A 23,990-nucleotide genomic window follows, 5' to 3' on the forward strand; every position below is an offset into this window, starting at 1 on the left:
CAGGCCCAGAGCGATGCGATGGAGTTGACCGCGCAGAAGGACGTCAAGATCACCTCCACCGAAGGGCGGGTCGAGATCAACGCCGCCAACGGCATCCTGCTGAACAGCGGTGGCGGCTATATCCGCATCGAAGGCGGTAATATCGACGTCCACGGCCCCGGCAAGATCGATATCAAGGGGGCCCAGCACAGCTTTGGCGGGCCGGCGAGCATGGATGCCGCCATGCCCGAGTTGCCGGAGGGCGCCTGTGAGACCCAGTTTGCCGGAGACGATTCGGCTTCTGCGGGTGCCAGCGCGCTATAGCCGGAGAGGCCGAGATCATGGAGCGTCAGAAAACGTCCCCAAAGCAGGATAGCCCGGCCTCTAGGGTTGGCGCGGCCAGGCCGTTCGACCCCAACTGGCTACAGCCGGATAGACATCGATATGCACTATTGAATCCGCTACACGTTGCGTCCAGCGATCGCGACGACCTGGATAGCCACACGTTGAAAACGCCGAGCGTCAAGGTACGTGATCCGCTGCTACCTCAGTTGGTCTGTTTGGAGTCACTCTCGCTGACACAGCGTGAGCATCTGGCCAAGCGGATCGAGCAGTACGCCAAGCGCGGTAGCGTCTTCCTGTCTGCCTTGCTGCAAAGTGAAGCGGACACCGAAGAGGTGATCAGGCACTTCCGTTTCACTCTCGAACAGCCACGTCCGGGAAGCCGGAGACGCTGGTGGCTACGTTGCTACGATCCGCGAGTTTTTCGTCACTTGTGCTGGCTGCTCGAGACCGCGAGCATGGATCGCCTGCTGGGTCCCATCACCTGCTGGCGTTGGCCGAATCAGTACGGCCAGTGGCATGCGCTCGAGCGCCATGAAGCATCCGATCTTTCGACTCGGGCGCCTTTGCTGTCTGCCTCACAGTCGTCGTGTATCGACCGCATGGCCTCTCTCAACGCCGTCATCGACCGGCTGGCCATGCTGAAGCCGGAAGCCGTGGCCTCGTTCGACGACTACAGGGATTTGGACGGTCTGCTGGTCAAGGCACAGCAGCTCGGCTTGGCCGACGCCGAGGGCCGCCAACTCTACGCCGAGCAAGCCGCTCGTTTTCACCCACACATTCACGATCACCCCGAGATGCGACGGCGCCTCGATCAGACGGTCGAGACACAGGGCAGCTACGTGCGCCGCTGTGAAGACCTCTCAGCCCAGTCGTTACTCGCCATGGCACGGGAACTGGAGACCATCACATGAGTGGAGCATCCGAGGACGTACAGTCGATCGCCAATTGTCGCGTGTGCCAGCGCAGCGGGTTGCCGATTCTGCCGCTGCGATATGCCGTCACGCGAACGGATGGGGGAGATCAGGCCGGGCATCCTCCTGGCCCCGAGATTAGTGGCGCTTTGCTCGATGAGAGCCTCACGGCAACGCCATTACCTGAAGGGCAACGCTATACGCTCAGGCTGCTGCGCGCGGGGTTTCTCTACGTGTTCAACGAGACGCGTGGCCGCTGGATCGGCCATGTCGTCACCGACAAGGGCTATCTGATCGAGTACGTCGACGTCTCTCACGACGAAGTGGTGGCGATCGATCCCGATAGTCCGCAGCCCATCGATGGCCGCTTGCAGCCGCCTGCCGACGAGCAGGAGTTCGCCTGCGCCGCCAACCCCTCGCACGCCTATCCCGGGCGCTGCGTGATGATTCCCGGTGCCGACAAGGCCGATAACGTCTATCTCTCCTTTTCCGACGGGGCCTGGACCAAGCGGGTGTGGAAAGAGCACGCGACGAACGCGAACCAGCGACGTGACAACATGCGTCGGGTCTCGCTCGGGGCATGGCGTGGTGGTAGCGCGCCCTACGCAGAGTCGCTGGAAAAATTGGGGGACATCGTCGCTGAGGCCGGGCGTATCTGGACGCCGCCGGATCAGCATGGTGCTTCCGGCACATGGCGGCCCGGCGCTTCGGGAACCTGGGAACGTCAGGACGGACACGCTTTCGAGTTCAGCCCATTTCCGTTCCATGGCATGAAAGAGCAGGTCGAGGGACTCAAGCGGTGGGCAGACGAGCAGGCCGAACCGCTGGATATGACACCCATGCTGGTCGCGCTGGAAGACCCGGTGGGGATTTCGGCAGATCTCGCCAGCCTGATGGGCGTAAGGTTGAAGGAGAAGATGGCCGACCCTGAACAGGCCCGCCCTCTGGCGGTCTCCTCTGCCATCAATAACATCCGCCAAAGCATTGGCGAGGATGCTGAAAATCGCCAGATCTACCGTACCGAGCGTGACGCTTATCAGACGGTCTACGGTGGCCCCGGCGCTGGTGGCCGGGCGTTGGCTGGCCTGCTGATCGATGGCTTTCAGGAGCGGCAGGAGGAGATGCTGGAGCGTTGGCGCAACCCCACACCAGCACAACTGGTCGCCGCCAAAAAGGATGCCTGGAGCGATTATACCGCCAAGCTGGATATGTCTCGGCTTCAGTCCTGGGAAGCGGCATGGCAGAGTGAGATGCGTGACTTCGACAAGAATCGCATTGCGCCCCTGGCGCGTGCTCATGTCAGTTGGATGCAGAGCGATCCACTCTATCATCAGATGAAGGCGGTGCATGACGACCAGGATATCGAATCTGGCGCCGCATTCGTGGATGCCATGTTGATCTGTATTCAAGACACGCAGGAGTACTCGCCCTGCGCGGAGCTGTATTATCGCTGGCTCTCCGCATCGAACCTTGACCACCGTAACCTGGCGCTGCGGGCGCTCGGTTACAATCAGAGGATCATACTGGAGCGATGGGAAGGGCACGTCAGCGGCGGCTTACAGCCTGACTCCCTGCGCGGTCTACCATGGGATGGCTTGATCGGTGGCTATGAAAACGCACTGCAGTCACTTCAGGACGGTAGCCAGAACGCCGTAGTCCGGCTGACGGCCGCTTTGGGCGGGCCTTTCGCTAAGGTAGCGGCCAAGGCGGTCGATGGTGTCGTCGGCCCTGCGCTGGTCGGTATGGGCGTCATTGCACGTTCGCCTGTCATCCTGGCTGACGTGACGATGAGCAAGAAAGCCGCGATTGCGGAACTGGTCTCTAGAATGGCGGCCATCAACCCCGAGATCGGCAATCTGGAAGACCTGAATCGTGCCATCGACATCCAGATGCGCAAGGCACGCATTTATGGTGTGCCGGTCGAAGGGACCGGAAGATTTCGCTACTTGATCCTGGCCAATCCCAAAGTCATCGAAGATTTCCCCGGCCTGAACGCTCAAGGTGGCGCAAGGCAACTGGCGGAATCGGCAATCCTGACCCAGGCAGATCGGCGCGCGATGACGCAGCTCAGGTGGCGTCAATTATTGCCCACCGAAGCTGGGCTCGGTGTGGTCGCGGGTATTCTGCAGGTTATGGCGCTGTTCAAACTGTCCGATGATCTGGATAGCAGCATGGCCCACGAGCGAGGCGAGAACTGGCGGCGCTTCTGGACGGCTACGGCTGGGCTGGTAGGCACAGTCGCGGAAACGGTCGGTAAATGGTCTGAGAGTGCCACGAAAGCCGGTAGTCGATTGGGACAAGCCATCGAGCGCTATGTCGGACGCTTTATAAGATTCGCTGGCCGGGGGCTAGGTGTCGGGGCTGGTGTTTTGATGGCTGTCTGGGATGGCATTCGTGGGTGGCAGGAAATTCAGGAAGGGAATGGCTGGGTTGGGGCATTGTTTTTAACCTCAGGGATAACGAGCTTTGTTGCTATGGTGGCCTTTACGAAACTGGGTGCACTAATTTTCGGCGCAGCTGCAACCGCCGTGGGGGTTGTTCTGCTGGTTTTGGTTATAGCTATTGCTGTTTTGATCGAGATATTCAAGGACAACAAGATCCAGGATTGGATGGAGCGCTGTTACTTCGGAAAATTCGAAAAAGGCGAGCGCTATCATGACCCGAAGCGGGAACTAAGCGAACTGGAACTGGCCCTAAAAGACATGGAAGGGTGAGAAATGGATTACGCTGGATTGGACTACCGTAATATTCGCTTTCCTGTCGACCGCCCGCTATCTGAGGCCGAGCGCGCAGCAAGGTATAAACAGGACGACTCAATTAATGCGTCGTCAATGGATTTTTTATCGACGATAAAGTTCAATAATAACTACATGGATTTGGTGGATCGTTGGTACCCGATCAAAGGCTTCAATACGTGGTTTGGAGCGTGTGTGGTTTTGGGGGGGCTCTTTTTTGCCATCTTGATTATAACGGCTTTTTTTGGGGCTCCTGCCACTAATGAGAGATCAGCGCTATGGTTTATGATAATTGTATTGCTGCCTATTTCATTGGGGCTGGTTTGGGGAGGCTGGTGGCTAATTCGCACCGAGTGTGGTCGCTATACTCACTATCCCATGCGCCTGAATCGCAAAAGCCGTCAAGTCTATTTTTTTCGCCAAAATGGTACGGTGTTGACAGCGCCATGGGAGTCATTGTTTCTGACATTGGGTGAATCGAAAAGCCCTTTGGCTGGAACGACTTATGACCTGCGTGCTCATGTGCTCGACGATGATGGCGAAACGGTTCGCGAGTCTTTTTCGCTTGGTTATCCTTCCCCACTAGGTAATGCGCAGTCGATTGATAAATTTTGGGCCTTTCTGCAACCCTATATGGAAGCGGAAGATGGTGTGGAGAGAACCTGGCACCACCTCAAGGAAAATACGGGATATTTGGTGCCGGTCGATAATCGCAGGGAAGGCTGGCGCTGGAGCATTGCCCGTAGCTTTATGCTGGGAGCCCACTGGCCTTACCTTCAGCTTCTGTTTTCGCCCTTCCTTGGACTGAATGCACTAGGCCGTATGTTGGCAATGCGCACCAGCAAAATACCGCAATGGCCGGAAGAGGTGGAACGAGCCAACCCAGAGGAGCCGGACGACCCTTACCGACTGACCTGGCGCGATAATGGCCCGCTGGGCTGGTGGGAGCTTTACTGGCCCCTGCTGTGTACTGTGATTGGCGTGGGGGCTTTCGTCGGTGCTCTTGGCTGGATCGTCTCCGGTTTATGGCGCTAAACGGGCAGGTACTGCCCTCGCCAGTTCGATCTAGAGAATGTAACGATATAGCCCGAGGTGTGTTTTGCCTCGGGCGGATGACTGAATGTCCTACAGTTTTGATCTGTCTAGAGAGTGTTAGGGGATCATTTTCTGCGTGTTAAGACGGCTTATCTGACGTGGCTGAGATAGTAGATCTTGCACTGCCAGATTTGATGCTTTTTAAGATTGGTGGGAGAGAGTGTCTCTATGGATTACTCAGGCTTTGGGAGTAGAGGAAAATTCCACACTAATCGACTGCTGACAGATGCCGAGCGTCTAGCATGTTATCAGCAGAAGGACGCTAAGCATGCTCAGCCAATGGATTTTCTGTCGGTGATAAAGCTCAATAGCAATTATATCGATCTTGTCGATCGATGGTATCCAGTTCGCGGGTTCTGGGCATGGCTTTCAGTGATGCTGGGATGTGGCTCGTTAGTGGTGTCTGGTGCATTGCTGTATGCGATTATTTTTCCACTAGACGATCCTATGATTGCGGGGTTGGTAGCAAAAATGCTTTTTGCGTTGCTCTCCTTGATGTTCTTTTTGTTTGCATGGTTCGGGGCGTGGTACGCTTTTAAAGCTGAGTGTTTAGGGTATACCCATTACCCCATTCGCTTGAATAGGAACACTCGGAAAGTTCATTTCTTTCGCCAGAATGGCACGGTATTGACCGTGCCATGGGACTCTCTTTTTCTGACATTAGGGCAGTCGAAAAGCCCGCTGGTGGGAACGACCTACGATCTACGTGCCCATGTGCTCGACGACGATGGGGAGACCGTTCGCGAGTCGTTTTCCCTTGGATATACTTTCCCAGGAAAGCCGGAGTCCATGAATAAGTTCTGGGCGTTTTTACAACCCTATATGGAAGCCGAAGATGGCGTAGAGCGCACGCATCAGGAGTTGAAGAAAAGCCTGTTAATGCCGGTCGATGGGCGGAGAGAAGGCTGGCGATGGAGTGTTTTTCGGACTTTTGCGCCGGGGCTGCATTACCCATGGACAATGCTTCTGCTATGCATCCCGCTAGGTTTGAACGCCGTGGGCCGCATGCTGGCAATGAACACCAGCAAAATACCGCAATGGCCGGAAGAGGTGGAACGAGCCAACCCAGAGGAGCCGGACGACCCTTACCGACTGACCTGGCGCGATAATGGCCCGCTGGGCTGGTGGGAGCTTTACTGGCCCCTGCTGTGTACTGTGATTGGCGTGGGGGCTTTCGTTGGTGCTCTTGGTTGGATCGTCTCCGGTTTATGGCGCTAGTGGCCAGACTTCTCTGCTAGCAGAATCACTCATTGATTGGTTGCGGCTTGCAGGGCCTAGGCAGAGCGGTATGGCGGCCAGTGATGGCAACTTCAACGGGCGGGGCAAGATCCCCGCTATCTTATCCTGGGAAGAATGATTGCTGGTTATTCGTGGACGGTCTATCGCAACGAAGCTGCGTTCACCGGCCGGGTCTATAACGACGAGCCGTCCCCCAACTGGCACCGCCATGGCCTGCTCCTCGAGTGCCACGCACGGGTCTTCGATGGCGTCATTCCACCTCTTGCGCGAGTCGTATCTTGAGCGCTATCGATGTCCTCAAACGCTCTCCCGTTCCACCAGCCTCACCCCCAGATCCAGTCGCTTCTCCGCCTCCGGGAGTTCGCTGGCGAGACTGGCCAGCAGCAGCCGGGCGGTGTGCTGGCCGATCTCCCGGCGTGGCGGTTCGATGGTGGTGAGCGGGGGCACGGTGCTGGTGGTGAAGTCCAGGTTGCCGAAGCCGGCGAGGGCGATGCGGCCGGGAACGTCCCACGCCTGTCGCTGGCATTCGCACAGTACGCCGAGCGCCACCATGTCGTTGGAACAGGCAATGGCCTCGATCTCCGGATGATCCTGCATCAGCGCTTGAGTCAGCCGTCCGGTCTCCTCGGCGTGGCTGCGTCCGCTCAGCTCCCGCAGCTCGACCGTCCCGCCGGCGGCCTCCACCGTGTCCCGAAAGCCGTGGTAGCGATCCCGCGCACGCACGTCGCGCTGGAAGTTGGTGCTGACGAATGCCATTCGGCGGCGCCCCTGCCGCAGCATGTGCTCGGCCACCAGGCGGCCGCAGGCGTGGTGAGAGAATCCCACCACCATGTCCAGCCCCGGCTGGCCGTAGTCCCACATCTCGACGATGGGCGTATCGTTGTTGGCCAGCACCGATAGCGACTTGCGGGTGTGCAGGAAGCCGGTCAGCACTAGGCCAGCGGGGTTCCAGCTCAGAATCGAGCGAATCAGCTCCTCCTCCCGCGCATCGTCGAATTCGGTGTTGCCGATCAGCAGTTGATAACCGGCGCTTCGCAGATGGCGCTCGAGGGTTTCCAGCGTCTCCGAGAAGAACGAGTTGGTGATGGTGGGCACCAGCACGCCGATCACGTTGGAGCGCGACGACGCCAGCCCGCCGGCCATGGTGTTGGGCAGATAGCCCAGCCGGTCGATGGCCGCCTGGATCTTCTCGGCGCGCCCAGGGGAGACCTCGTCCGGACGACGCAGATAGAGTGACACCGTGCTCGGCGACACGTTTGCCAGTCTGGCGACTTCTCCCATGGTGACGCGCTGCGAACCGCGTCGTCGTCGTTTGGCCAAGATTCCGTTACCTCGTTCCCGACCCCGCGCTCGGGTCGGATAAGCAGATGAAGTTTTTTTCGTTCCCCTTTGGGTCCCGCGCGCTAGGCACTGTCGGAAAACTGCCTGCGCTCGCCCATACGGCGTTAAAAATCGGCTGGTGCGCCAGCCCGGTCAAGATGCTCATTTACACCGCGTAAACTCCGCTCTTTCATCGATTTTTGCCTTGTCTAGCCTTCGCTCGTCGACTTTTCAGACAGCGCCTAGTGTAACGGGTCTGGCGCGGCGCTTCGTGAGGGGAGAAGCGCCGCGCTCGGACCGCGACCTGGGGCGGGGTCTACGACGAATGGACGATAACGACGCGTTGTTCGTGTCTATTCGTAGCGCTACGATTTTAGGCCATGTCGAGGAAGAATTCTCCTGAACGGGCTCGAAAGAGGCCAAATATCTGACGGCAGCGCTGGTTTTGCTTTTTTTCGCAGCGCTACGAAATGGAGCCAACCATGAAGTCACTACGCTATTCCCTGGCCACCCTGGCCCTGATCGGCACCACCCACGCGGCCGTGGCTGCCGACAACCTGGAGATCATCGTGCCGTTCGCGGCAGGTGGTGCGACCGATATCGTCGCCCGCAGCTTCGAGCCGACCTTTTCGCAACAGCTGGGCGTCACGTCGGTGGTGCGCAATGTCGCCGGTGCCAGTGCCACGGTGGGCACGGCGGAAGTCGCCAACAGCGAGGGCAATCCCAACATCATCGGCTACGAGCCTGCCGGGGCGCTGTCGATCCAGCCCTCGCTGAAGAAGTTGCCCTACGGCCCGGACAGCTTCACCTACATCTGCCGCACCGTGTCCAATCCGATGTTCCTGATGGTCTCGAAGTCCTCCGACATCACCTCGTTCAAGCAACTGGTCGAGGAGTCCCAGGATCAGCCGTTCCTCTACGGCTCCTCCGGCCCGGGGACGCTGCCGCATCTCGCCATGGCGGCGACCGTGGTCAACAGTGATCTCAAGGCGGAACACGTGCCCTACAGCGGTTCGGGTCCGGCGATGAACGCGCTGGCCGGCAACGAAATCCAGATCATGGCCGATACCGAAACCATCCTCGAGAACTACGACCTGCGCCCGCTGGCGGTGTTCGCCGATCACCGCATCGAGGGCTATGACGACGTGCCGACGGTGGAGGAGCTTGGCCTGCCTGCGCTGGATTTCGCGGTCTGGCAGGGCGTCGTCGCGCCCAAGGGGATCTCCGACGAGCGTGCCCAGCAGTATGCCGAGGCGTGCAAGGCGACGGTCGAATCGGACAAGTTCAAGAGCTTCGCCGACAAGGCCAAGGCGGGGATCGCCTATCTCGGGCCGGATGACTTCAAGGCGTTCGTCCAGAAGCGTTTCGAAACCAACAAGCAGGTGCTCGAGGACGCGGGCCTGGCGCCGTAATCCGTTCTTTCACTCTCTTGTTTTCTCGATCTCCCAGGAGCCGCGGTTCATGTTCGCTTCCTTGATCCACCCTCGGGTATTGACCGCGCTGGCGCTGCTGGTGGCCGGCGCAGGCCTCTCGATCACCGCCTGGCAGGGGCCCGAGAGCGCCATGCTGGTGCCGCGTATCGTGCTCACGATCTGGTGTGTGATGGCGCTGGCGATCCTGGTCGGCGAGCTGATCCGCCAAGCGCCGAGGCAACCCAAGGCGTCGCCGCGGGTGGCGCGCTCGCCGCTGCCGCTGCTGATGGCGGCGGTGCTGGTCGCCGCGGTGGCCACGGCGAGCCTCGGCTTCCTGATCCCGGCGCTGCCGCTGGTGGCGTTGACGCTATGGCTGTTTCGAATCCGGCGGCCGTTGCCGTTGGTGCTGGGGACGATCGTGATCGGCGGCGGGCTGTGGTTCCTGTTCCATCACGTGCTGATGATCCGGTTGCCGGCGCTGTTGACGAGTGGTCTGGTTTGATGGAGGGGAATCTGAGATGGACGTGATTCTGGCGGCGGTCGGCGACGCCTTCACCTGGCAGGCGCTGCTCGCCATCGTGATCGGCACCTGGGCGGGCATCATCATCGGCGGGCTGCCCGGGCTGGGCTCGGTGGTGGGCTTGACGATCTTCCTGCCGTTCACCTTCGGCATGGATGTCATCACCAGCATGGCGCTGCTGATCGGCGTCTACTGCGGTTCGGTCTATGGTGGCTCGATCACCGCGATCCTGATCAACACGCCCGGCACGCCGCAGTCGGCGGCGACCACCTTCGACGGCTACCCGATGACCCAGCAGGGCCGGGTCGACGAAGCGCTGGGCTGGGCGACCTTCGCCTCGTTCTTCGGCGGCGTGCTCTCCTGCGTGCTGTTGATCTTCTGCGCCCCGCAACTGGCCAAGTTCGCCGTCAACTTCGGTTCGATCGAGGTCTTCGCGCTGGTCTGTCTGGCGATGCTCTGCATCGTCGGGATCTCTCGTGGCAGCCTGCTCAAGGGCCTGGTGTGCGGGATGATGGGTTTCTTCTTCTCGACGGTCGGCAGCGATCCGATCACCGGCGCCGACCGTTTCACCTTCGGCACCTATGCGCTGAGTTCGGGGCTGGACCTGATTCCGGTGGTGGTAGGGGCGTTCGCGCTATCGGAAATCTTCGTGCGTTTCTCGGCCCGTGACGAGGAGGCCACCACCATTCCGGAGGCGCGGCTGCGCTTCCCCAGTTTGCGGGAGATCGGCCGACGCCTGATCGAACTGGTGCGGGGTTCGTTCATCGGCAGCTTCGTTGGCGCATTGCCGGGGACCGGCGCGGCCGCGGCGGCCTTCATCAGCTATGCCGCGGCCCAGAAGCTGTCGCCGCGGCGGGCCAATCTGGGCAAGGGCGAGCCGGACGGCATCATCGCCTCGGAGTCTTCCAACAACGCGGTGACCGGCAGCGCCTTCATTCCCACCCTGGCGCTGGGCATTCCCGGCGACGTGGTCACGGCGATGATGATGGGCGCGATGGTGATCCATGGCATCACGCCGGGTGTACGGCTGATGGCGGACCAGGCGCAGACGGTCTACGCGCTGTTCGTGGTGCTGATCATCGTCAACGTTGCCATGCTGATTCTCAGCAAGCCCTCCATCGGCCTGTTTCGCTACCTGTTCAAGCTGCCGCTGGGCTTCGTCATGGGCGGCATCGTGATGTTCAGCTTCATCGGTGCGGTGTCGGTGCGCGGCAATCCGCTGGATCTGGTGGTCGCGGCGCTGACCGGCATTCTCGCCTATGTGCTGCGCCGCGGCGGCTATCCGCTGGCGCCGCTGGTCATCGGCATGGTGCTGGGGCCGGCGCTGGAGAGTTCGCTGCGCCGGGGGTTGTTGATCTCGCGGGGCGATTTCCTATCGTTTTTCACCCATAGCGGTATCGCCACCACGCTGTTCGTGCTGATCGGCCTGTTCCTGGTCTGGACAGTGGCGGCGGGCATACTCGACTGGCGGGCAAAAATCGCTGCCCGTCGCCAGCCGGCGGAATCCGCGGCAAGGAGCGCCACGACACAGGAGGGGCGGCCATGACGCTGACGCTCGTCTCGTTTCTTGGCTTCACGGCCCTGGTCGCCGTCATCTCCTGGTGGAAGACGCGGCGCGACGATCTCAGTCAGATATCGGGCTATTTCCTGGCCGGGCGCAGCCTGAGCTGGATCGTGATCGCTGGCTCGCTGTTTCTGACCAACATCTCGGCGGAGCAGTTGACCGGGCTCAACGCCAACGCCTTCAGCAACGGCGCCAACGTGATGGCGTGGGAGACCGTGGCGGCGCTGACCCTGATCGTGCTGGCCTTCGTCTTCCTGCCGTGCTATCTGCGCTCCGGCATCGGCACCGTACCGCAGTTTCTCGAGCACCGTTACGGCCGGCGGATGCGAATCGTCGCCTCGTTCATCTTCATCTACGCCATCGTCATCGGCTTCCTGCCGTTCGTGCTCTACGCCGGCGCGATCACCCTCGGTCAACTGTTCGATATCGGCACGCTGTTCGGCATCGGCCAGACCGCCACCACCTGGGTGATGGTCATCGCCATCGGCGTGGTCGGGGGAATCTATGCGGTCTTCGGCGGGCTCAAGGCGGTGGCGGTCTCGGACACCATCAACGGCATCGGCCTGCTGATCGCCGGGCTGCTGGTACCGCTCCTGGGGCTCTATACGCTGGGCGGCGGCGATCTGTTCGGCGGCTGGCAGGTGATGACGACCCAGGCACCGGAGCGGCTCAATGCCATCGGCACCTCGGCGGACGCCAACATCCCCTGGTACGGCATGATCTCCGGGGTGCTGCTGATCAATCTGTTCTACTGGTGCACCAACCAGGCGATCGTGCAGCGGGCGCTGGGCGCGCGTTCGCTGGCCGAGAGCCAGAAGGGCGTGCTGGTCGCCGGATTCCTCAAGATGGCCGGGGTGTTGATGCTGGTGCTGCCGGGCATCATCGCCTGGCATCTCCACCAGCAGGGCATGCTGGAGATCCCCACCAAGCCGGGGGGCGAGGCGCTCAACGCCGATGTCGCCTATCCGGTGCTGGTGCGCACGATCCTGCCGCCGTGGCTGACCGGCTTCTTCTGCGCGGCGATGTTCGGGGCGATTCTCAGCTCCTTCAACAGCGGCGTGAACAGTCTCTCGACGCTGATCAGCCTGGATATCTACAAGTCGCTGATCAAACCGAACGCCACCGGCCGCGAGACCGTCCGCGTGGGGCAGCTGTTCGCCACTGCCACCATCGCGATCTGCATCGTGATCGCGCCCTATATCGCCAACGCCGACAGCCTCTACACCCTGATGCGCACCATCATGGCGGTGATCAACGTACCGATCTTCACGGTGATTCTGTTCGGCGTGATCTCCAAGCGAGCGCCAGCGCTGGCGGGTTACGTCGGCCTCGTCTTCGGCATGGCGTTCTTCTATCTGACGCACTTCGTGCTGGGTGACGATCTCGGCTTCGTCCAGGTCCACTGGCTGCTGCTGGTGGGGATCAACTTCCTGCTGATGCTCGGCGTGATGACGCTGGTGCGCGTGCTGAAGCCGCTGCCCGAGCCGGTCGAGATCCCGGACACGCGGGAAGTCGATACCACGCCATGGCGCTACGCCCGGCACGCCAGCTGGTTGCTGGTGGCGCTGTTCGTGCTGGTCTACGCGGCGCTGTCACCGCTGGGCGTGACTTCGCCCTCCGGCTCTTTCGTCATCGTCCTGGGCGTCAGCGGGGCCACTCTGCTGGTGCTTTACGGCCTCTACCGCCTGATGGCTTCTCGCCTGCGCGGCAAGTCCGCGCAGACGGCCCGGTTCAGCACGTAAGTTCTTCCCACTCTCTTTTCGTTGCGGAGTCACTCTCCATGAAGATCACTGATCTCAAGACCCACGTATTGGCAGCGCCGCTGGAACAGCCGTTCTCGTTCTCCCAGGGTTGGGTGCATCAGCGCACGGCGATGCTGGTGGAAATTCACACCGAGGATGGCCTGATCGGCTGGGGCGAGTGCGTCAACCACGGCCTGCAGCCGCCGCAGGTCGCCCAGGCGATGGTCGAACATGCGCTCAAGCCGCTGGTGATCGGGCGTTCGGTGTTCGAGCGCGAGGTGCTGTGGGAGACGATGTACAACCACACTCGCCCCTACGGTCAGAAGGGCGTGGCGCTGTTCGGCATCGCCGCTATCGACACCGCGCTGTGGGATCTGGCCGGCAAGGCGCTGGGCCAGCCGATCCACCGCTTGATGGGTGGCGCTTTTCGCCACGAGATCCGCCCCTACGCCACCGGTTTCTATCGCCGCGAGGGCGGCAACTATCCCGAGGAAGTGGTCGAGGAGGCGCTGCGCCATCAGGGCAACGGCTACCGGGCGATGAAGATCAAGACCGGCTTCGGCATCGAGGCGGACATCCGCGACATGCGTGCGGTGCGCGACGCGGTGGGCGATGAGATCGCGCTGATGATGGACGCCAACTGCGCCTACAGCGTGCCGGCGGCGCGGCGCATCCTGATGGAGCTCGAAGAGACGCGGGTGCATCTGTTCGAGGAGCCGCTGAGCCCGGAGAACCGTCACGGCTATCGCGAACTCAAGGGCGTCTCGCGTACCTGGATCGCCGCCGGCGAGAACGAGTACTCCAAGATCGGCTACCGCGACTGGATCAGCGAAGGCGCGCTGGACGTGATTCAGCCGGATATCGGCGCCGCTGGCGGGCTCACCGAGTGCCGCAAGATCGCCGCGCTGGCCCAGGCCTTTCACGTACCGATGATCCCGCACGTCTGGGGCACCGGCGTGGGCTTGGCCGCCGCCGTCCAACTGATCGCCACCTTGCCGCCGCAGCCGCTCTCGCTCACCCCCGACGAACCCATGCTCGAGTACGACCAATCGGCGCATCCGTTCCGTCAGGAGCTGATTGGCGGCGAATTCCAGCTCAACGCCAACGGCTGTGTCGAAGTGCTCGACAAGCCGGGCCTGGGCATCGAGATCGATCGATCCATCATCGACCAGTACACCGTCCAGTAACTGGCGCCCACAGGAGATCTCATGAGTCAGAAACGTAAAATCCTGCTGCTGGGCGTCGATGGTCTGATCCCCGAGCTGGTCGAGCGCTTCTGCGCCGAGGGCGTGCTGCCGAACATCCAGCGCCTGCGCGACGAAGGCGGCTCGACGCGGCTGCTGCCCTATATCTCGACCTGGGGCGACACCAACTTCGTGACGTTCCTGACCGGCCAGGCGCCCGGCACCAGTTGGGTCGGCCAGCGCCTCCCACCCAGCGGCACCGGGCATCTGCTGGAGCTGATGCGCGACGCCGGCCAGCGGGCGGCGCTTGTCCATTTTCCCGAGAGTCTGGTGCCCGCGGGCGAGCGCGATCTCTGCTTCGCGCCGTTCTGGAGCGGCAGCGGCCCCGCGCCGATGGAGCTGGCGCCGGCGTGCCTGCACAGCACCCATCTCGACCGGTGGACATCGACACCGTCGACCGAAGCGCTGGGCTGGCCGCCCACCGGCACGCTGGCTCACCACCAGAAGCACAATCGCTTCGCCATCGAGCGCACGGATGACGGTTTCGTCGCGCTGATTCCCGCCCATCGTGGCGAGCCGGTACCGGTAACGTTGCGCCTCGAAGGTGAGCGTCTGCGTCTCGAGATCGCGAAAGCGGAAGCGAGCCTGCGCGTCGACGAATGGAGCGACTGGCTGCCACTGACGGACGAGCACGCCATTGAGGGCAAGCCGGCGGCGGTGCGCTTCAAGCTGCTCGATCTCGACGTCGCCAGCGGCAGGATCGACCTGCTGCAGTCCCAGATCACCGCGCCGGAGGGCAGCAGCGGCAGGCCGGGCCTGGCGCGCCGGCTGATCGAGCGCCACGGCCCGTTCATCTCCAAGTGGGCGGTCTCCGCCGACCCGGACACCCGCTACTTCGAGACCAGCTTCGAGGAGGGGCGCTACCAGCTCGAATGGCTGGTCGACAGCGCTTTGACCCTGCTCAATGACGAGGGCTTTTCGCTCTTCGCCACGGTCTTCCGGCTCAACGACGAGACCCATCATACCTGCCTCGCCCAGTGCGACCCCGAATCCAAGTTCTACACGGCCAGCGATCACGAACGTTATCTAGAGGTGATCCGGCGCTCGTACCGCATTCTCGACGCCGCCGTGGGCCGGGCCCTGGCCGGCTGCGACGACGACACCACGCTGGTGCTCGCCTCCGACCATGGCGACGTGCCCAACTCCCACCTCTGTGATATCCACAGGCGGTTGGCCGAATTCGACCTGTGCACGATCGACGGCGAGGGCAAGCCCGACGTCGCCGCGAGCCAGGCGTTGCTCAAGCACGAGCGCGGCGGGCTGGAGATCTTCGTCAATCGCGACCTCGTGCCGGCAGCCGAGATCGAGCGGGTACAGACGCGGATCCTCAAGGCGCTGACCACTTGGTATGTCGATACCGACACCGGCGAGCGTAACGTGGTCGCGCTGGCGCTCAAGAAACAGGACGCCAGCCCGCTGGGCTACTGGGGCGAGCGCATGGGCGACGTGCTCTTCGCCTACGCCCCCGGCTTCGTCTGGGGCACCAACCAGCGCGGCGATACCGTCGCCGAACTCGTCACTCCCGGCGCCAACCACGGCCCGCAGGTGCCCACTGCCAGCACCGGGTTCGCCTCCAACCACGGCGTGGCTTTCTTCCACGGCACCGGCATTCGGCCCGGCGTCGAACTGGCGTTCGACACCGCCCGCGGCATCCAGCGCATGGACAGCGCCGGGGCGACGTTCGCCCGACTGCTGGGACTCTCCACCGATTCGCTGGAGGGGAAGGTGCTGGAGGGATTGGTGGAGTCGGAGCTGCGATAGGATCGGTCGGTACATCAAACCTTGAGAAAGTCGATGAGCGCGCGTAGTGGCCGCAGCAATCGACGTGAGCATGGCGCAAGTCGCGCTCGCTTGGCTCATCGGTAATACGAGGACGGAGTCGCTGTTGCTCGGTGCGAGTCGTCCGACACAGCTGCAGGCGAATATCGCGGCCCTGGAGGTGACGCTATTTGGCGGTCATGCTGTTTCACGCTGGGCACGCCGATAACCTTGGCAGCCCTACGACGATTGTTACCGACAGAGGGAGTCATGACATGGTTGACGTGGTGATCGGCGAGTTCATGGACGCCGCCGCCGAGACGATCGCCTCCATGCGCGAGGGCAGCGTGCTGATCAACACCGCACGTATCAATACCGCCCGCAACGTGAGCCGGGTGCTGGAGGAGAACGCATGAGCCACCGGCGAGTGTCGATCCCCCAGGCCCGCGAGCTGGCAACGCAGGCCATGCAGGCGGCGGGCGTGGGCGCCCGCGAGGCCGGAGTCACCAGCCGTGCGCTGGTCGCCGCCGAATGCGACGGTCTCTCCTCCCATGGCCTGGCTCGACTGCCGTTCTATCTCGATCAGATCCTGAGCGGCAAGGTCGCCGGCGGCGCCGTCCCCGAAGTCCAGGTCAGCGGCAGCGTGGTTCACGTCGACGCCGGGCATGGGCTGGCGTTTCCGGCCATCGCGGCGGGGGTCGACCGCGTCGTGCCGGTGGCGAAGGCGCTGGGGGTCGCCGCTATCGCGATCCGGCGCTCTCATCACTTCGGGGTGGCCGGTCATCCGGTGGAGTCGCTGGCCCGGTCCGGCCTGCTGGCGATGGCGTTCAGCAACGCGCCCTCCGCCATGGCGCCCTGGGGAGGAAAGGTGCCGCTGTTCGGCACCAACCCGATCGCCTTCGCGTCCCCGCGAGCCTCGGCCGAACCGCTGGTGATCGATCTGTCGCTGTCCAAGGTGGCGCGGGGCAAGGTGATGTTGGCCAAGAAGGCCGGCGACACGATACCTGCCGGCTGGGCCATCGATAGCGAAGGGCGCGACACCACCGATCCCGATGCGGCCCTCGCCGGCAGCATGGTGCCCATGGGCGACGCCAAGGGCGCTTCGCTGGCGCTGATGATCGAGCTGCTCACGGCCGGGCTCACGGGTGGCCACTTCGGCTTCGAGGCGACGTCGTTCTTCGACGCGGAGGGAGAGCCGCCCAATGTGGCGCATCTGCTGCTGGCGATCGATCCCGCTCGCTTCGGCGCCGGCTATCTGCCTCGGGCGGAGCGGCTGTTCTCGGCGATGCTCTCGCAAGAGGGCGTGCGGCTCCCGGGGCAGCGACGCTACGACTTGAGACGCCAGGGCGAGCTGGAGGGCATCCTGCTGCCGGAAACGCTGATCGACTCGCTGCAGCGCTACGCCACGGCCCCGCCCTGATCACGGCCTGGGCGAGGGCGGGCTCTCCTCGAGGTGAGAACGTCTGCGCCACGTGTGCCTCACTCGTCGATCAGGCCGCCTTCCTCGTGAAACGGATAGGGCCCGGCATGGTCGCCGATCACGCCGTGGTGGGTGATCAGTTCATTGGCGCGCCAGAGATGGAGCTGGTACCCCGGCGGCTCCATGACGAAGGCGGAGGGGCCGTTCTCGCGCAGGTCGAGGGCGACCTGGTGGGCGGTGCTGGGGCAGCAGCTGGCGATGGTGCCGGCGAAGCGCTGGAAGATCGTGCGGTGCACGTGCCCGCAGAGAATGCGCTCCACGTTGGGGTAGTCGCGCACGATCGCGGCCATCTCGCTGGCGCCGGCCAGGCCGATGGCGTCCATGTGCGCGATGCCGGTGGCGAATGGCGGGTGGTGCATGAAGATCAGGGTCGGGCGTTCGGGCTGTTCGGCCAGCCGCGTGGCGAGCCAGTCGAGCCGCGCGGCGCAGAGTTCGCCGCGGCTCTCGCCCGGCACCAGGGTATCCAGCGCCAGCAGCCTCAGCGGGAAGCGTTCGATGGCGTACTGGATGAACGGGCCGTCGCCGAGATAGTCGTGGGCGGGAAAGGCGTCGCGCATCGCCTGGCGATCGTCGTGGTTGCCGGGGATCAGATACCAGGGGATCTCCAGCGGCGCGAGTCGTTCGGCCAGCGTGGCGTACTCTTCCGGGCGGCCGAAATCGGTGGCATCGCCGGTGATCAGGACCACGTCGGGCCGGGGAGCGAGCGCGTTGAGCGTCGCCACCGCCGGGGGGAGATAGCGATCGGTTTCGACCACCCGGTAGGCCTTCTGGCCGGGCCGGCGAATATGCAGGTCGGTGAGTTGTGCGATCAGCATGCAGGGTTCCTGGTTGTCCGGATTCAGGCCACGCGGGCCTGCTCGATGATGACGGAGACGGCATCGTCCGGCTGCCAGACGGCGTCGGGGGCGGCCAGGGCGGTGAAGCGCTGACCGTCGGCCAGCGCCAGTTCGAAGCGGATATGACTGCCGAGGAAGAAGCGCGCCTGGATTCGGGCGGGCAGCCCCTGGCCCGGGGCCGCGAGCTCGACCTCGTGCGGTCGGAAGGTCAGCGATTCGACGCCGTGGCGGGATGTCACCTCGCCGCCCTCCAGCCGACACAGGGTGCCGAGAAAGTCGGCCACGAACGGGGAGGCGGGGGCGCGGTAGAGCGTCTCCGGCGCGCCGAGCTGCTCCAGTCGCCCGGCGGACATCACTGCCACCCGGTCGCCCAGCATCATCGCCTCCTCCTGATCGTGGGTGACGATGACGCAGGTGATGCCGAGGGTCTTGAGCAGCTTGGCGAGATCCACCCGCAGCTGCTGGCGCAGGCGGGCATCGAGCGCGGTCAACGGTTCGTCGAGCAGCAGCACGCGGGGCTCGATGGCGATCGCCCGGGCCAGGGCCACGCGCTGACGCTGCCCCCCGGAGAGCTGATCGATGCGCCGCTCCGCCAGCGCTTCCAGCTCGACCAGTTCGAGCATCTCCGCCACGCGTCGGCGCCGGCTGGCGGCGTCCACGCCACGAATCTTCAGACCGTAGCCGACGTTCTGCGCCACATTCATGTTGGGAAACAGCGCATAGCCCTGGAATACCACCCCCACGCCGCGCGCTTCAGGCGCCACCTGAGTGACGTCGTCGTCGCCGAAGTGAATCCGGCCACCCTCGTCGGCGCGCTCCAGTCCGCAGATCATGCGCAGCAGGGTGGTCTTGCCGCAGCCCGAGGGGCCCAGCAGCGCCAGCGTCTCGCCGGCGTGGATCGACAGGTTCAGCGGCGCCAGGGCGCGGCTGCCGTCGGGCCAGGTCTTGGCGCAGTTGTCGAGCCTGATGGTCAACGGTTGTGTCATGTCGATGAGTCGCTCATGTGCGTGATGGGGTCATGTCGATGCGCCAAGGCCGAGGCCGCCGTGGCGCGTCGAGCGGGCAGCGATCCACTGCAGCCCGACCATCAGCGGCAGCAGCATCAGCAGGAAGACGAGGGTGTAGGCGGAGGCCACCTCGAGACGCATCGAGGCGTAGCTGTCGGCCAGCCCCACCGGCAGCGTCTTGGTCAGCGGCGTATGCAGTAGCCAGGTCAGGTTGAACTCGCCGATGGAGAGCGTCACCACGGTCAGCGCGCCGGTGACGATGCCGCTTCTGGCGGCGGGCACGATGATGTCGAAGAAGCGGCGACGGCGACTGGCGCCGAGGGTCGCGGCAGCTTCGTCCAGCACCACCAGGTCGGCCCCCTGCATGCCGGCGCGCACGGCGCGCACCATGAACGGCAGCGTGAACAGCACATGGCCGATGACGATGAATAGAACGCTACTACGCAGCCAGCCGACGCTACCCCAGGAGACGATCAGCGCCAGGGCGGTGGCGAGCCCCGGCACGGCGACGGGTAGCGTCAGCAGCTCCTCCAGCAGGCGGGAGAGCCGCCCGGGGAACAGCGTCAGCACCCAGGCGGCGGGCACGCCAATGGTGGTGGTGATCGCGAGCGTGGCCAGTGCCACGCCGTAGGAGCGCCAGATCGTGTCGGCGTAGAGATCCCAGACCTGGGCGATCCAGTCCAGGGTCAGTCCACTGGAAAGGCCGACGAAATAGTTCCTGGTCACGCCGGCAGTGATCGACAGCAGCACCGGGCCGATCAGGAAGGCGGCGACGGCGAGTGTGGCGGCCAGGCCGAGCCGGGTGTCGCAGCGGGAATGCCTCATGCGGGAACTCCTGCGGTCATCTCAGTTTCCCCTTGCCGTGCGGGCGGCCAGGCTGTTGGCGAGGTAGAGCACCGCCCAGGTGGCCAGCCCCAGCACCACCGAGAGCGCTGCGGCGACCGGGAGATTGGCGTAGTTGGTGAACTCGTCGTAGATGGTGATCGGCAGCACGTCGATCCTGGTGCCGAGGGTGAACACGGTGCCGAAGGCGCCCATGGCGGTGGCGAAGCACATCGCCCCGGCCGCGGTCAGCGCGCCGGTCAGTGCCGGCAGCTCGATATCGACGAAGCGTCGCCAAGGGCTAGCACCCAGCGTCTGCGCCGCTTCCAGCCAGTGCTTGTCGATCCCCTCCACCGCCGCCATCAGCACGCCGATGGTGCGCGGCAGCAGAAAGTAGAGATAGCCGATGAAAAGCCCTGCCATGCCGTAGGCCAGTACCACCGGTTCACCGGAAAGCGCCTTCGAGAGCGTGTTGAGCACGCCCTGGCGGCCGGTGGCGAGAATCACCAGGAAACCCACCACCACGCCGGGGAAGGCGAGCGGAAAGAGCAGCAGTGACATCAGCACCCGCCGCCCGGGAAAGTCGGGGTGGCGGGCCAGGAAACGACTGACGGGCAGGGCGATGACGAGGGTGGCCAGCGTTGCCCCCAGCGACAGCGCCACGGTGTTGATCAGGCTCTGCCAGTAGCGGGGCTGGGTCACCACCAGCCAGTAGGCGGAAGCGTCCATGCCCTGTGGCGTGGCGGCACCGATCCCGGCCAGCTTGACCATCGGCAGCAGCCAGAAGGCGAGGAACAGCACCACGGCGGGGGCGGCGATCACCAACCAGGCTCGACGTCGGCCCATGTCGTCAATCCACCTCGTTGGCATAGCGCTGGGAGAAGGCGCGCTGCGCCGCCGCCATCCTGGCGTAGTCCACGGTTCCGGCGCGGGCGTAGTCGCTGTCCGGCAAGAACTTCGCCTGCGCTTCCGGTGAGGCCGCGCCGGGGCGGACCGGGCGCAGGTAGGCATTGGCCCAGATCGCCTGGCCCTTGTCGGAGAGCACGTAGTCGAGCACCTTCTTGCCCGCTTCCGGGTGCGGGTCGTTGGCGACCAGGCTCATCACGTAGGGCACGGTGACGGTGCCCTCCTGGGGGATCACGAACTGCACGTTGACCTTGTCGTCGTAGCGCGCCCGGTAGGCGTTGAAGTCGTAGTCGAGCAGGATCGGAATCTCGCCGGAGAGCACGCGGGCATAGGCGGTCTGCTTGGGCACGATGGGATCGTTTTCCTGCAGCTTCTGGAACCACTCGATCGCCGGGGTGAAGTCGTCCAGCGAGCCACCCAGCGCGCCGTTGACCGCGACCGCACCGACGTAGCCCACGAAAGCCGAAGACGGGTCGAGATAACCGATCAGGCCGCGATACTCCGGCTTGAGCAGGTCGTTCCAGGATTGCGGCACCGGCGTATCGCCCAGCGCGTCGACGTTGACCATGAAGCCCAGCGTCCCGGAGTGGATGGCGAACCACTTGCCGTCGGGATCTTTCAGGCCGTCGGGTATCTCGTCCCAGTGAGCCGGCTTGTAGCCCTGCACCAGCCCCTGCTCGGCGGCCTGGATGCCGAAGGTCACGCCGTAATAGACGACATCGGCGACCGGGTTGTCCTTCTCGGCGGTGATCGAGGCCAGCGACTGGCCGGAGTTCTTGTTGTCCTGCGGCACGTGGATGCCGGTGTCGGTCTCTATCGCTTTCAACTGGGTGCCCCAGTCGGCCCACTCCGGCGGGCAGTTGTAGCAGATGGCGTTGTCGGCGGCCTGGGCCGATAGCGAACCGAGGGCCGCGACGGTGAATCCCAATGCCGTGACGGCGGTACGAAGCGTCTGTTTCAACATGATGAACCGATCCTCTGGTTTGGCGATGCAGTGAGTGGGCGATGCGAGCTAAGTGACGATGCGGCGTGGATGACCATGCAATGGTGCTAATCGACCGGCAGGCGGGCGACGGTGCCACCTTCGCTCAGGCGATGGGGCAGGCGCACGGAGCGACTGCTTCCGCCGGTGAGGGCATTGAGCAGTTCATGGCAGGCCTGGCTGCCGATCTCGGTGCTGGGCTGGTGGACGCTGGCCAGCGACGGCACCATCAGCGCGCCGAAGGCCATGCCGTCGAAGCCGCAGACGGAGAGGTCGTCCGGCACGCGCAGACCCAGGGTCGCCAGTTCCGCAATCACAGAGGCGGCCAGCAGATCGTTGGAGCAGAACAGCGCGGTGGGCGGCCTGGGCGAGGAGAGCAGGCTCCTCAGGCGAGCTCGGTCCGCCGCGGTGTGCCGGGGCATCGAGACATGAGTCGGTACGGGCAGGCCCAGGCGGGCGGCGCGCTCCAGGACGCCGTCGAGACGCGTCGATGCCCGGTCGGAGGCGTCCAGCGGCCCACTGACCATGGCGAGCCGGCGGTGACCGCTGGCGACCAGATGCTCGACCATGTCGCCGGCGGCGGCGCGATTGTCGACGCTGACGAACGGATGCCGATCGCTCTCGTTGTAGGCGAGCACAAACGGCAAGCCGCTGGCGGTGAGTTCGGCCAGCGTGGCGCTGCATGCCGGGTCGGCCACGGTCAGGATCATGCCCTCGACGCGGTGGTCGAGCAGGCTGCGCGCGGCCGCCCGCTCGCGTCGACTGTCGTACCCCGTGGTCGCCAGCATCACGCTGTAGCCTGCCTTCAATGCGCGCTCCTCGGCACCTTCGAAGCAGGCGGCAAAAACCGGGTTGGACATTGTCGGCAGCAGTAGCCCCAGCGTCCGGGTGCTGCCCGATCGTAGGCTGCTGCCCACTTTGCTGGGCCGGAAACCGAGCTGCCTGGCGGTAGCGAGTATCCGCTCGCGAGTGGCGTCGCTGAGCAGCTCCGGCCGGTTGAAGGCACGCGACACCGTGGCTGGGGAAACCCCGACCCGCTCGGCGATCTGGACCAGTGAGGGACGTGATGACGGCATGAGAGCGACTTCGCCTGCAACGATGAAAACGTTTGCAGTCTGGCGCTGATGCATGACGCTGCCGTGACGCCGGGATGTCAATTGGATGACGTCGGACAGCTCGACGAGTTCGATATCAACCGTCTGTTTTTGAAGGTTAATTAACGATGGCCTTCAAACTGCTCCGGACCCGCTCGAGAGATTTCATGATCGAGCGCTCGAGTGATCCCAAAACAATCAGACACTACCTGTTTCTCGATTACACAGGACGACAACCAAAAGACAATACTCGTTGGCTGGCGGGATGATGTGGATAGGTAACATGAAAGTAGGAAAGTCGACATAAAAACTGCATGTCTCTGGACTGACTTTCATGACGTGTGCCTCTATGGCAGAGATGCCATCCGTGAGCTGATTTACAAAAAGGTGCCTGTTGGTGTGTAGGGTTTTTTGAAAAATCGTTATCAAAACAGCCGTGCCGATGACAGCGCTTATGATTCAGACAATGATTATCAGGAGTGAATCAAATGCCTATCGAATCAAGGGACAGCGAGCGTCGCTCGGATCCCTGGAGTGAAGCTCCTTCCGGCGGATTCGAACAACTGTTGACGGGAAGTTCTCGGCACGTAAAAGACCCTGTCCCCATCAACGGCCCTATTGGTCTGACTCTACCAACTCCCGAGCGAAGCGAGAAAGGCCAGGAGATGCTCGATAAGCTGGAAGGCGATGAGTACGCCCCTTACATGGATGGCAAACCGTCACTAGTGACCATAGACGCGCCTATCTCGCAAGATGACATTGAATACGTCAGCGACGAGTATGTTGGCGGCGGCGGTGTCGTCCTCTCCTACTGGTTCGACATGCTCGAGGTCAGAACCAAGAGTGGTGACAAATTTCTGGTGCAGAAAGACATCACTCCCGAGCTCTACGAGCAGGTCGAATCGAAAATGGAGGGTGGCGATGCGGAAAGCCTCGATGACGAGTATGCATGGTCTAGCGCTGATGTCCCAAAGGATGACAAGAGTTGGCTCGACCAGA

Annotated in this window: 22 protein-coding genes; 15 read left to right on the top strand and 7 right to left on the bottom strand. The window is 63.2% G+C overall.

Annotated features, from left to right (window positions below):
* The 5 genes from AC3AYF_RS00530 to AC3AYF_RS00550 form a co-directional block, all read left to right on the top strand.
* On the top strand, window positions 1-303 hold a 303-nt coding region (locus AC3AYF_RS00530; RefSeq protein WP_487779289.1), incomplete at its 5' end, for a DUF2345 domain-containing protein.
* Window positions 304-431: 128 nt separating this feature from the next.
* Window positions 432-1,235 (top strand): DUF4123 domain-containing protein, encoded by an 804-nt coding sequence (locus tag AC3AYF_RS00535; protein WP_295035580.1) that lies wholly within the window; start codon window positions 432-434, stop codon window positions 1,233-1,235.
* A complete protein-coding gene (locus tag AC3AYF_RS00540) occupies window positions 1,232-3,949 on the top strand; it encodes a T6SS effector BTH_I2691 family protein (protein WP_295035582.1) in 2,718 nt (905 codons plus the stop codon). The genes AC3AYF_RS00535 and AC3AYF_RS00540 overlap by 4 nt, the downstream gene beginning before the upstream one ends.
* 3 nt (window positions 3,950-3,952) lie before the next feature.
* Window positions 3,953-5,005: a DUF6708 domain-containing protein gene (locus AC3AYF_RS00545; RefSeq protein ID WP_295035584.1), complete on the top strand. Its 1,053-nt coding sequence runs from the start codon at window positions 3,953-3,955 to the stop codon at window positions 5,003-5,005.
* Between the two features lie 228 nt (window positions 5,006-5,233).
* The gene (locus tag AC3AYF_RS00550; protein WP_295035586.1) at window positions 5,234-6,283 is read left to right on the top strand and encodes a DUF6708 domain-containing protein; all 1,050 of its coding nucleotides are present in this window, start codon (window positions 5,234-5,236) and stop codon (window positions 6,281-6,283) included.
* Window positions 6,284-6,601: 318 nt separating this feature from the next.
* Here the strand turns inward: AC3AYF_RS00550 and AC3AYF_RS00555 are convergent, their stop codons facing one another.
* Window positions 6,602-7,624 (bottom strand): LacI family DNA-binding transcriptional regulator, encoded by a 1,023-nt coding sequence (locus AC3AYF_RS00555; protein ID WP_295035587.1) that lies wholly within the window; start codon window positions 7,622-7,624, stop codon window positions 6,602-6,604.
* 482 nt (window positions 7,625-8,106) lie between these two features.
* On the opposite strand from AC3AYF_RS00555, the gene AC3AYF_RS00560 reads away from it, so the two are divergent.
* Genes AC3AYF_RS00560 through AC3AYF_RS00600 form a run of 9 tightly spaced genes read left to right on the top strand, consistent with a single transcriptional unit; the run spans window position 8,107 to window position 17,284 of the window.
* A complete protein-coding gene (locus tag AC3AYF_RS00560) occupies window positions 8,107-9,036 on the top strand; it encodes a Bug family tripartite tricarboxylate transporter substrate binding protein (RefSeq protein WP_295035589.1) in 930 nt (309 codons plus the stop codon).
* Window positions 9,037-9,085: 49 nt separating this feature from the next.
* Entirely contained in the window at window positions 9,086-9,538 is a 453-nt protein-coding gene (locus tag AC3AYF_RS00565; RefSeq protein WP_295035591.1) for a tripartite tricarboxylate transporter TctB family protein, read from the top strand.
* Window positions 9,539-9,554: 16 nt separating this feature from the next.
* Window positions 9,555-11,102 (top strand): tripartite tricarboxylate transporter permease, encoded by a 1,548-nt coding sequence (locus tag AC3AYF_RS00570; RefSeq protein ID WP_295035592.1) that lies wholly within the window; start codon window positions 9,555-9,557, stop codon window positions 11,100-11,102.
* Entirely contained in the window at window positions 11,099-12,862 is a 1,764-nt protein-coding gene (locus AC3AYF_RS00575) for a solute:sodium symporter family transporter (protein WP_295035594.1), read from the top strand. The genes AC3AYF_RS00570 and AC3AYF_RS00575 overlap by 4 nt, the downstream gene beginning before the upstream one ends.
* 38 nt (window positions 12,863-12,900) lie before the next feature.
* On the top strand, window positions 12,901-14,049 hold the full coding sequence (locus tag AC3AYF_RS00580; RefSeq protein ID WP_295035596.1) for a mandelate racemase/muconate lactonizing enzyme family protein: 1,149 nt from the start codon (window positions 12,901-12,903) through the stop codon (window positions 14,047-14,049).
* A 21-nt stretch (window positions 14,050-14,070) separates the two neighbouring features.
* Window positions 14,071-15,867, top strand: a complete 1,797-nt coding sequence (locus AC3AYF_RS00585) for an alkaline phosphatase family protein (RefSeq protein ID WP_295035598.1) — start codon at window positions 14,071-14,073, stop codon at window positions 15,865-15,867.
* 46 nt (window positions 15,868-15,913) lie between these two features.
* The gene (locus tag AC3AYF_RS00590) at window positions 15,914-16,093 is read left to right on the top strand and encodes an aldo/keto reductase (RefSeq protein WP_365676811.1); all 180 of its coding nucleotides are present in this window, start codon (window positions 15,914-15,916) and stop codon (window positions 16,091-16,093) included.
* Window positions 16,094-16,139: 46 nt separating this feature from the next.
* Complete coding sequence (locus AC3AYF_RS00595; protein WP_295035599.1) at window positions 16,140-16,280, top strand: hypothetical protein; 141 nt, start codon at window positions 16,140-16,142, stop codon at window positions 16,278-16,280.
* Window positions 16,277-17,284 (top strand): Ldh family oxidoreductase, encoded by a 1,008-nt coding sequence (locus tag AC3AYF_RS00600; protein ID WP_295035601.1) that lies wholly within the window; start codon window positions 16,277-16,279, stop codon window positions 17,282-17,284. Before AC3AYF_RS00595 ends, AC3AYF_RS00600 begins: the two co-directional genes overlap by 4 nt.
* Before the next feature lie 59 nt (window positions 17,285-17,343).
* Here the strand turns inward: AC3AYF_RS00600 and AC3AYF_RS00605 are convergent, their stop codons facing one another.
* The 6 genes from AC3AYF_RS00605 to AC3AYF_RS00630 all read right to left on the bottom strand — a co-directional run bounded on the left by AC3AYF_RS00605 (window position 17,344) and on the right by AC3AYF_RS00630 (window position 22,973).
* On the bottom strand, window positions 17,344-18,159 hold the full coding sequence (locus tag AC3AYF_RS00605; RefSeq protein WP_295035603.1) for a phosphodiesterase: 816 nt from the start codon (window positions 18,157-18,159) through the stop codon (window positions 17,344-17,346).
* 23 nt (window positions 18,160-18,182) lie between these two features.
* Window positions 18,183-19,166: an ABC transporter ATP-binding protein gene (locus AC3AYF_RS00610; RefSeq protein ID WP_295035605.1), complete on the bottom strand. Its 984-nt coding sequence runs from the start codon at window positions 19,164-19,166 to the stop codon at window positions 18,183-18,185.
* 30 nt (window positions 19,167-19,196) lie between these two features.
* A complete protein-coding gene (locus AC3AYF_RS00615) occupies window positions 19,197-20,012 on the bottom strand; it encodes an ABC transporter permease (RefSeq protein ID WP_295035607.1) in 816 nt (271 codons plus the stop codon).
* A gap of 21 nt (window positions 20,013-20,033) precedes the next feature.
* Window positions 20,034-20,855, bottom strand: a complete 822-nt coding sequence (locus AC3AYF_RS00620; RefSeq protein ID WP_295035612.1) for an ABC transporter permease — start codon at window positions 20,853-20,855, stop codon at window positions 20,034-20,036.
* 4 nt (window positions 20,856-20,859) lie between these two features.
* Window positions 20,860-21,879 (bottom strand): ABC transporter substrate-binding protein, encoded by a 1,020-nt coding sequence (locus AC3AYF_RS00625; protein WP_295035614.1) that lies wholly within the window; start codon window positions 21,877-21,879, stop codon window positions 20,860-20,862.
* 86 nt (window positions 21,880-21,965) lie between these two features.
* Complete coding sequence (locus AC3AYF_RS00630) at window positions 21,966-22,973, bottom strand: LacI family DNA-binding transcriptional regulator (RefSeq protein WP_295035616.1); 1,008 nt, start codon at window positions 22,971-22,973, stop codon at window positions 21,966-21,968.
* Between the two features lie 506 nt (window positions 22,974-23,479).
* On the opposite strand from AC3AYF_RS00630, the gene AC3AYF_RS00635 reads away from it, so the two are divergent.
* A partial coding sequence (locus tag AC3AYF_RS00635) for a hypothetical protein (protein WP_487779290.1) occupies window positions 23,480-23,990 on the top strand: 511 nt, incomplete at its 3' end.

The sequence above is a fragment of the Salinicola sp. genome (assembly GCF_982684285.1).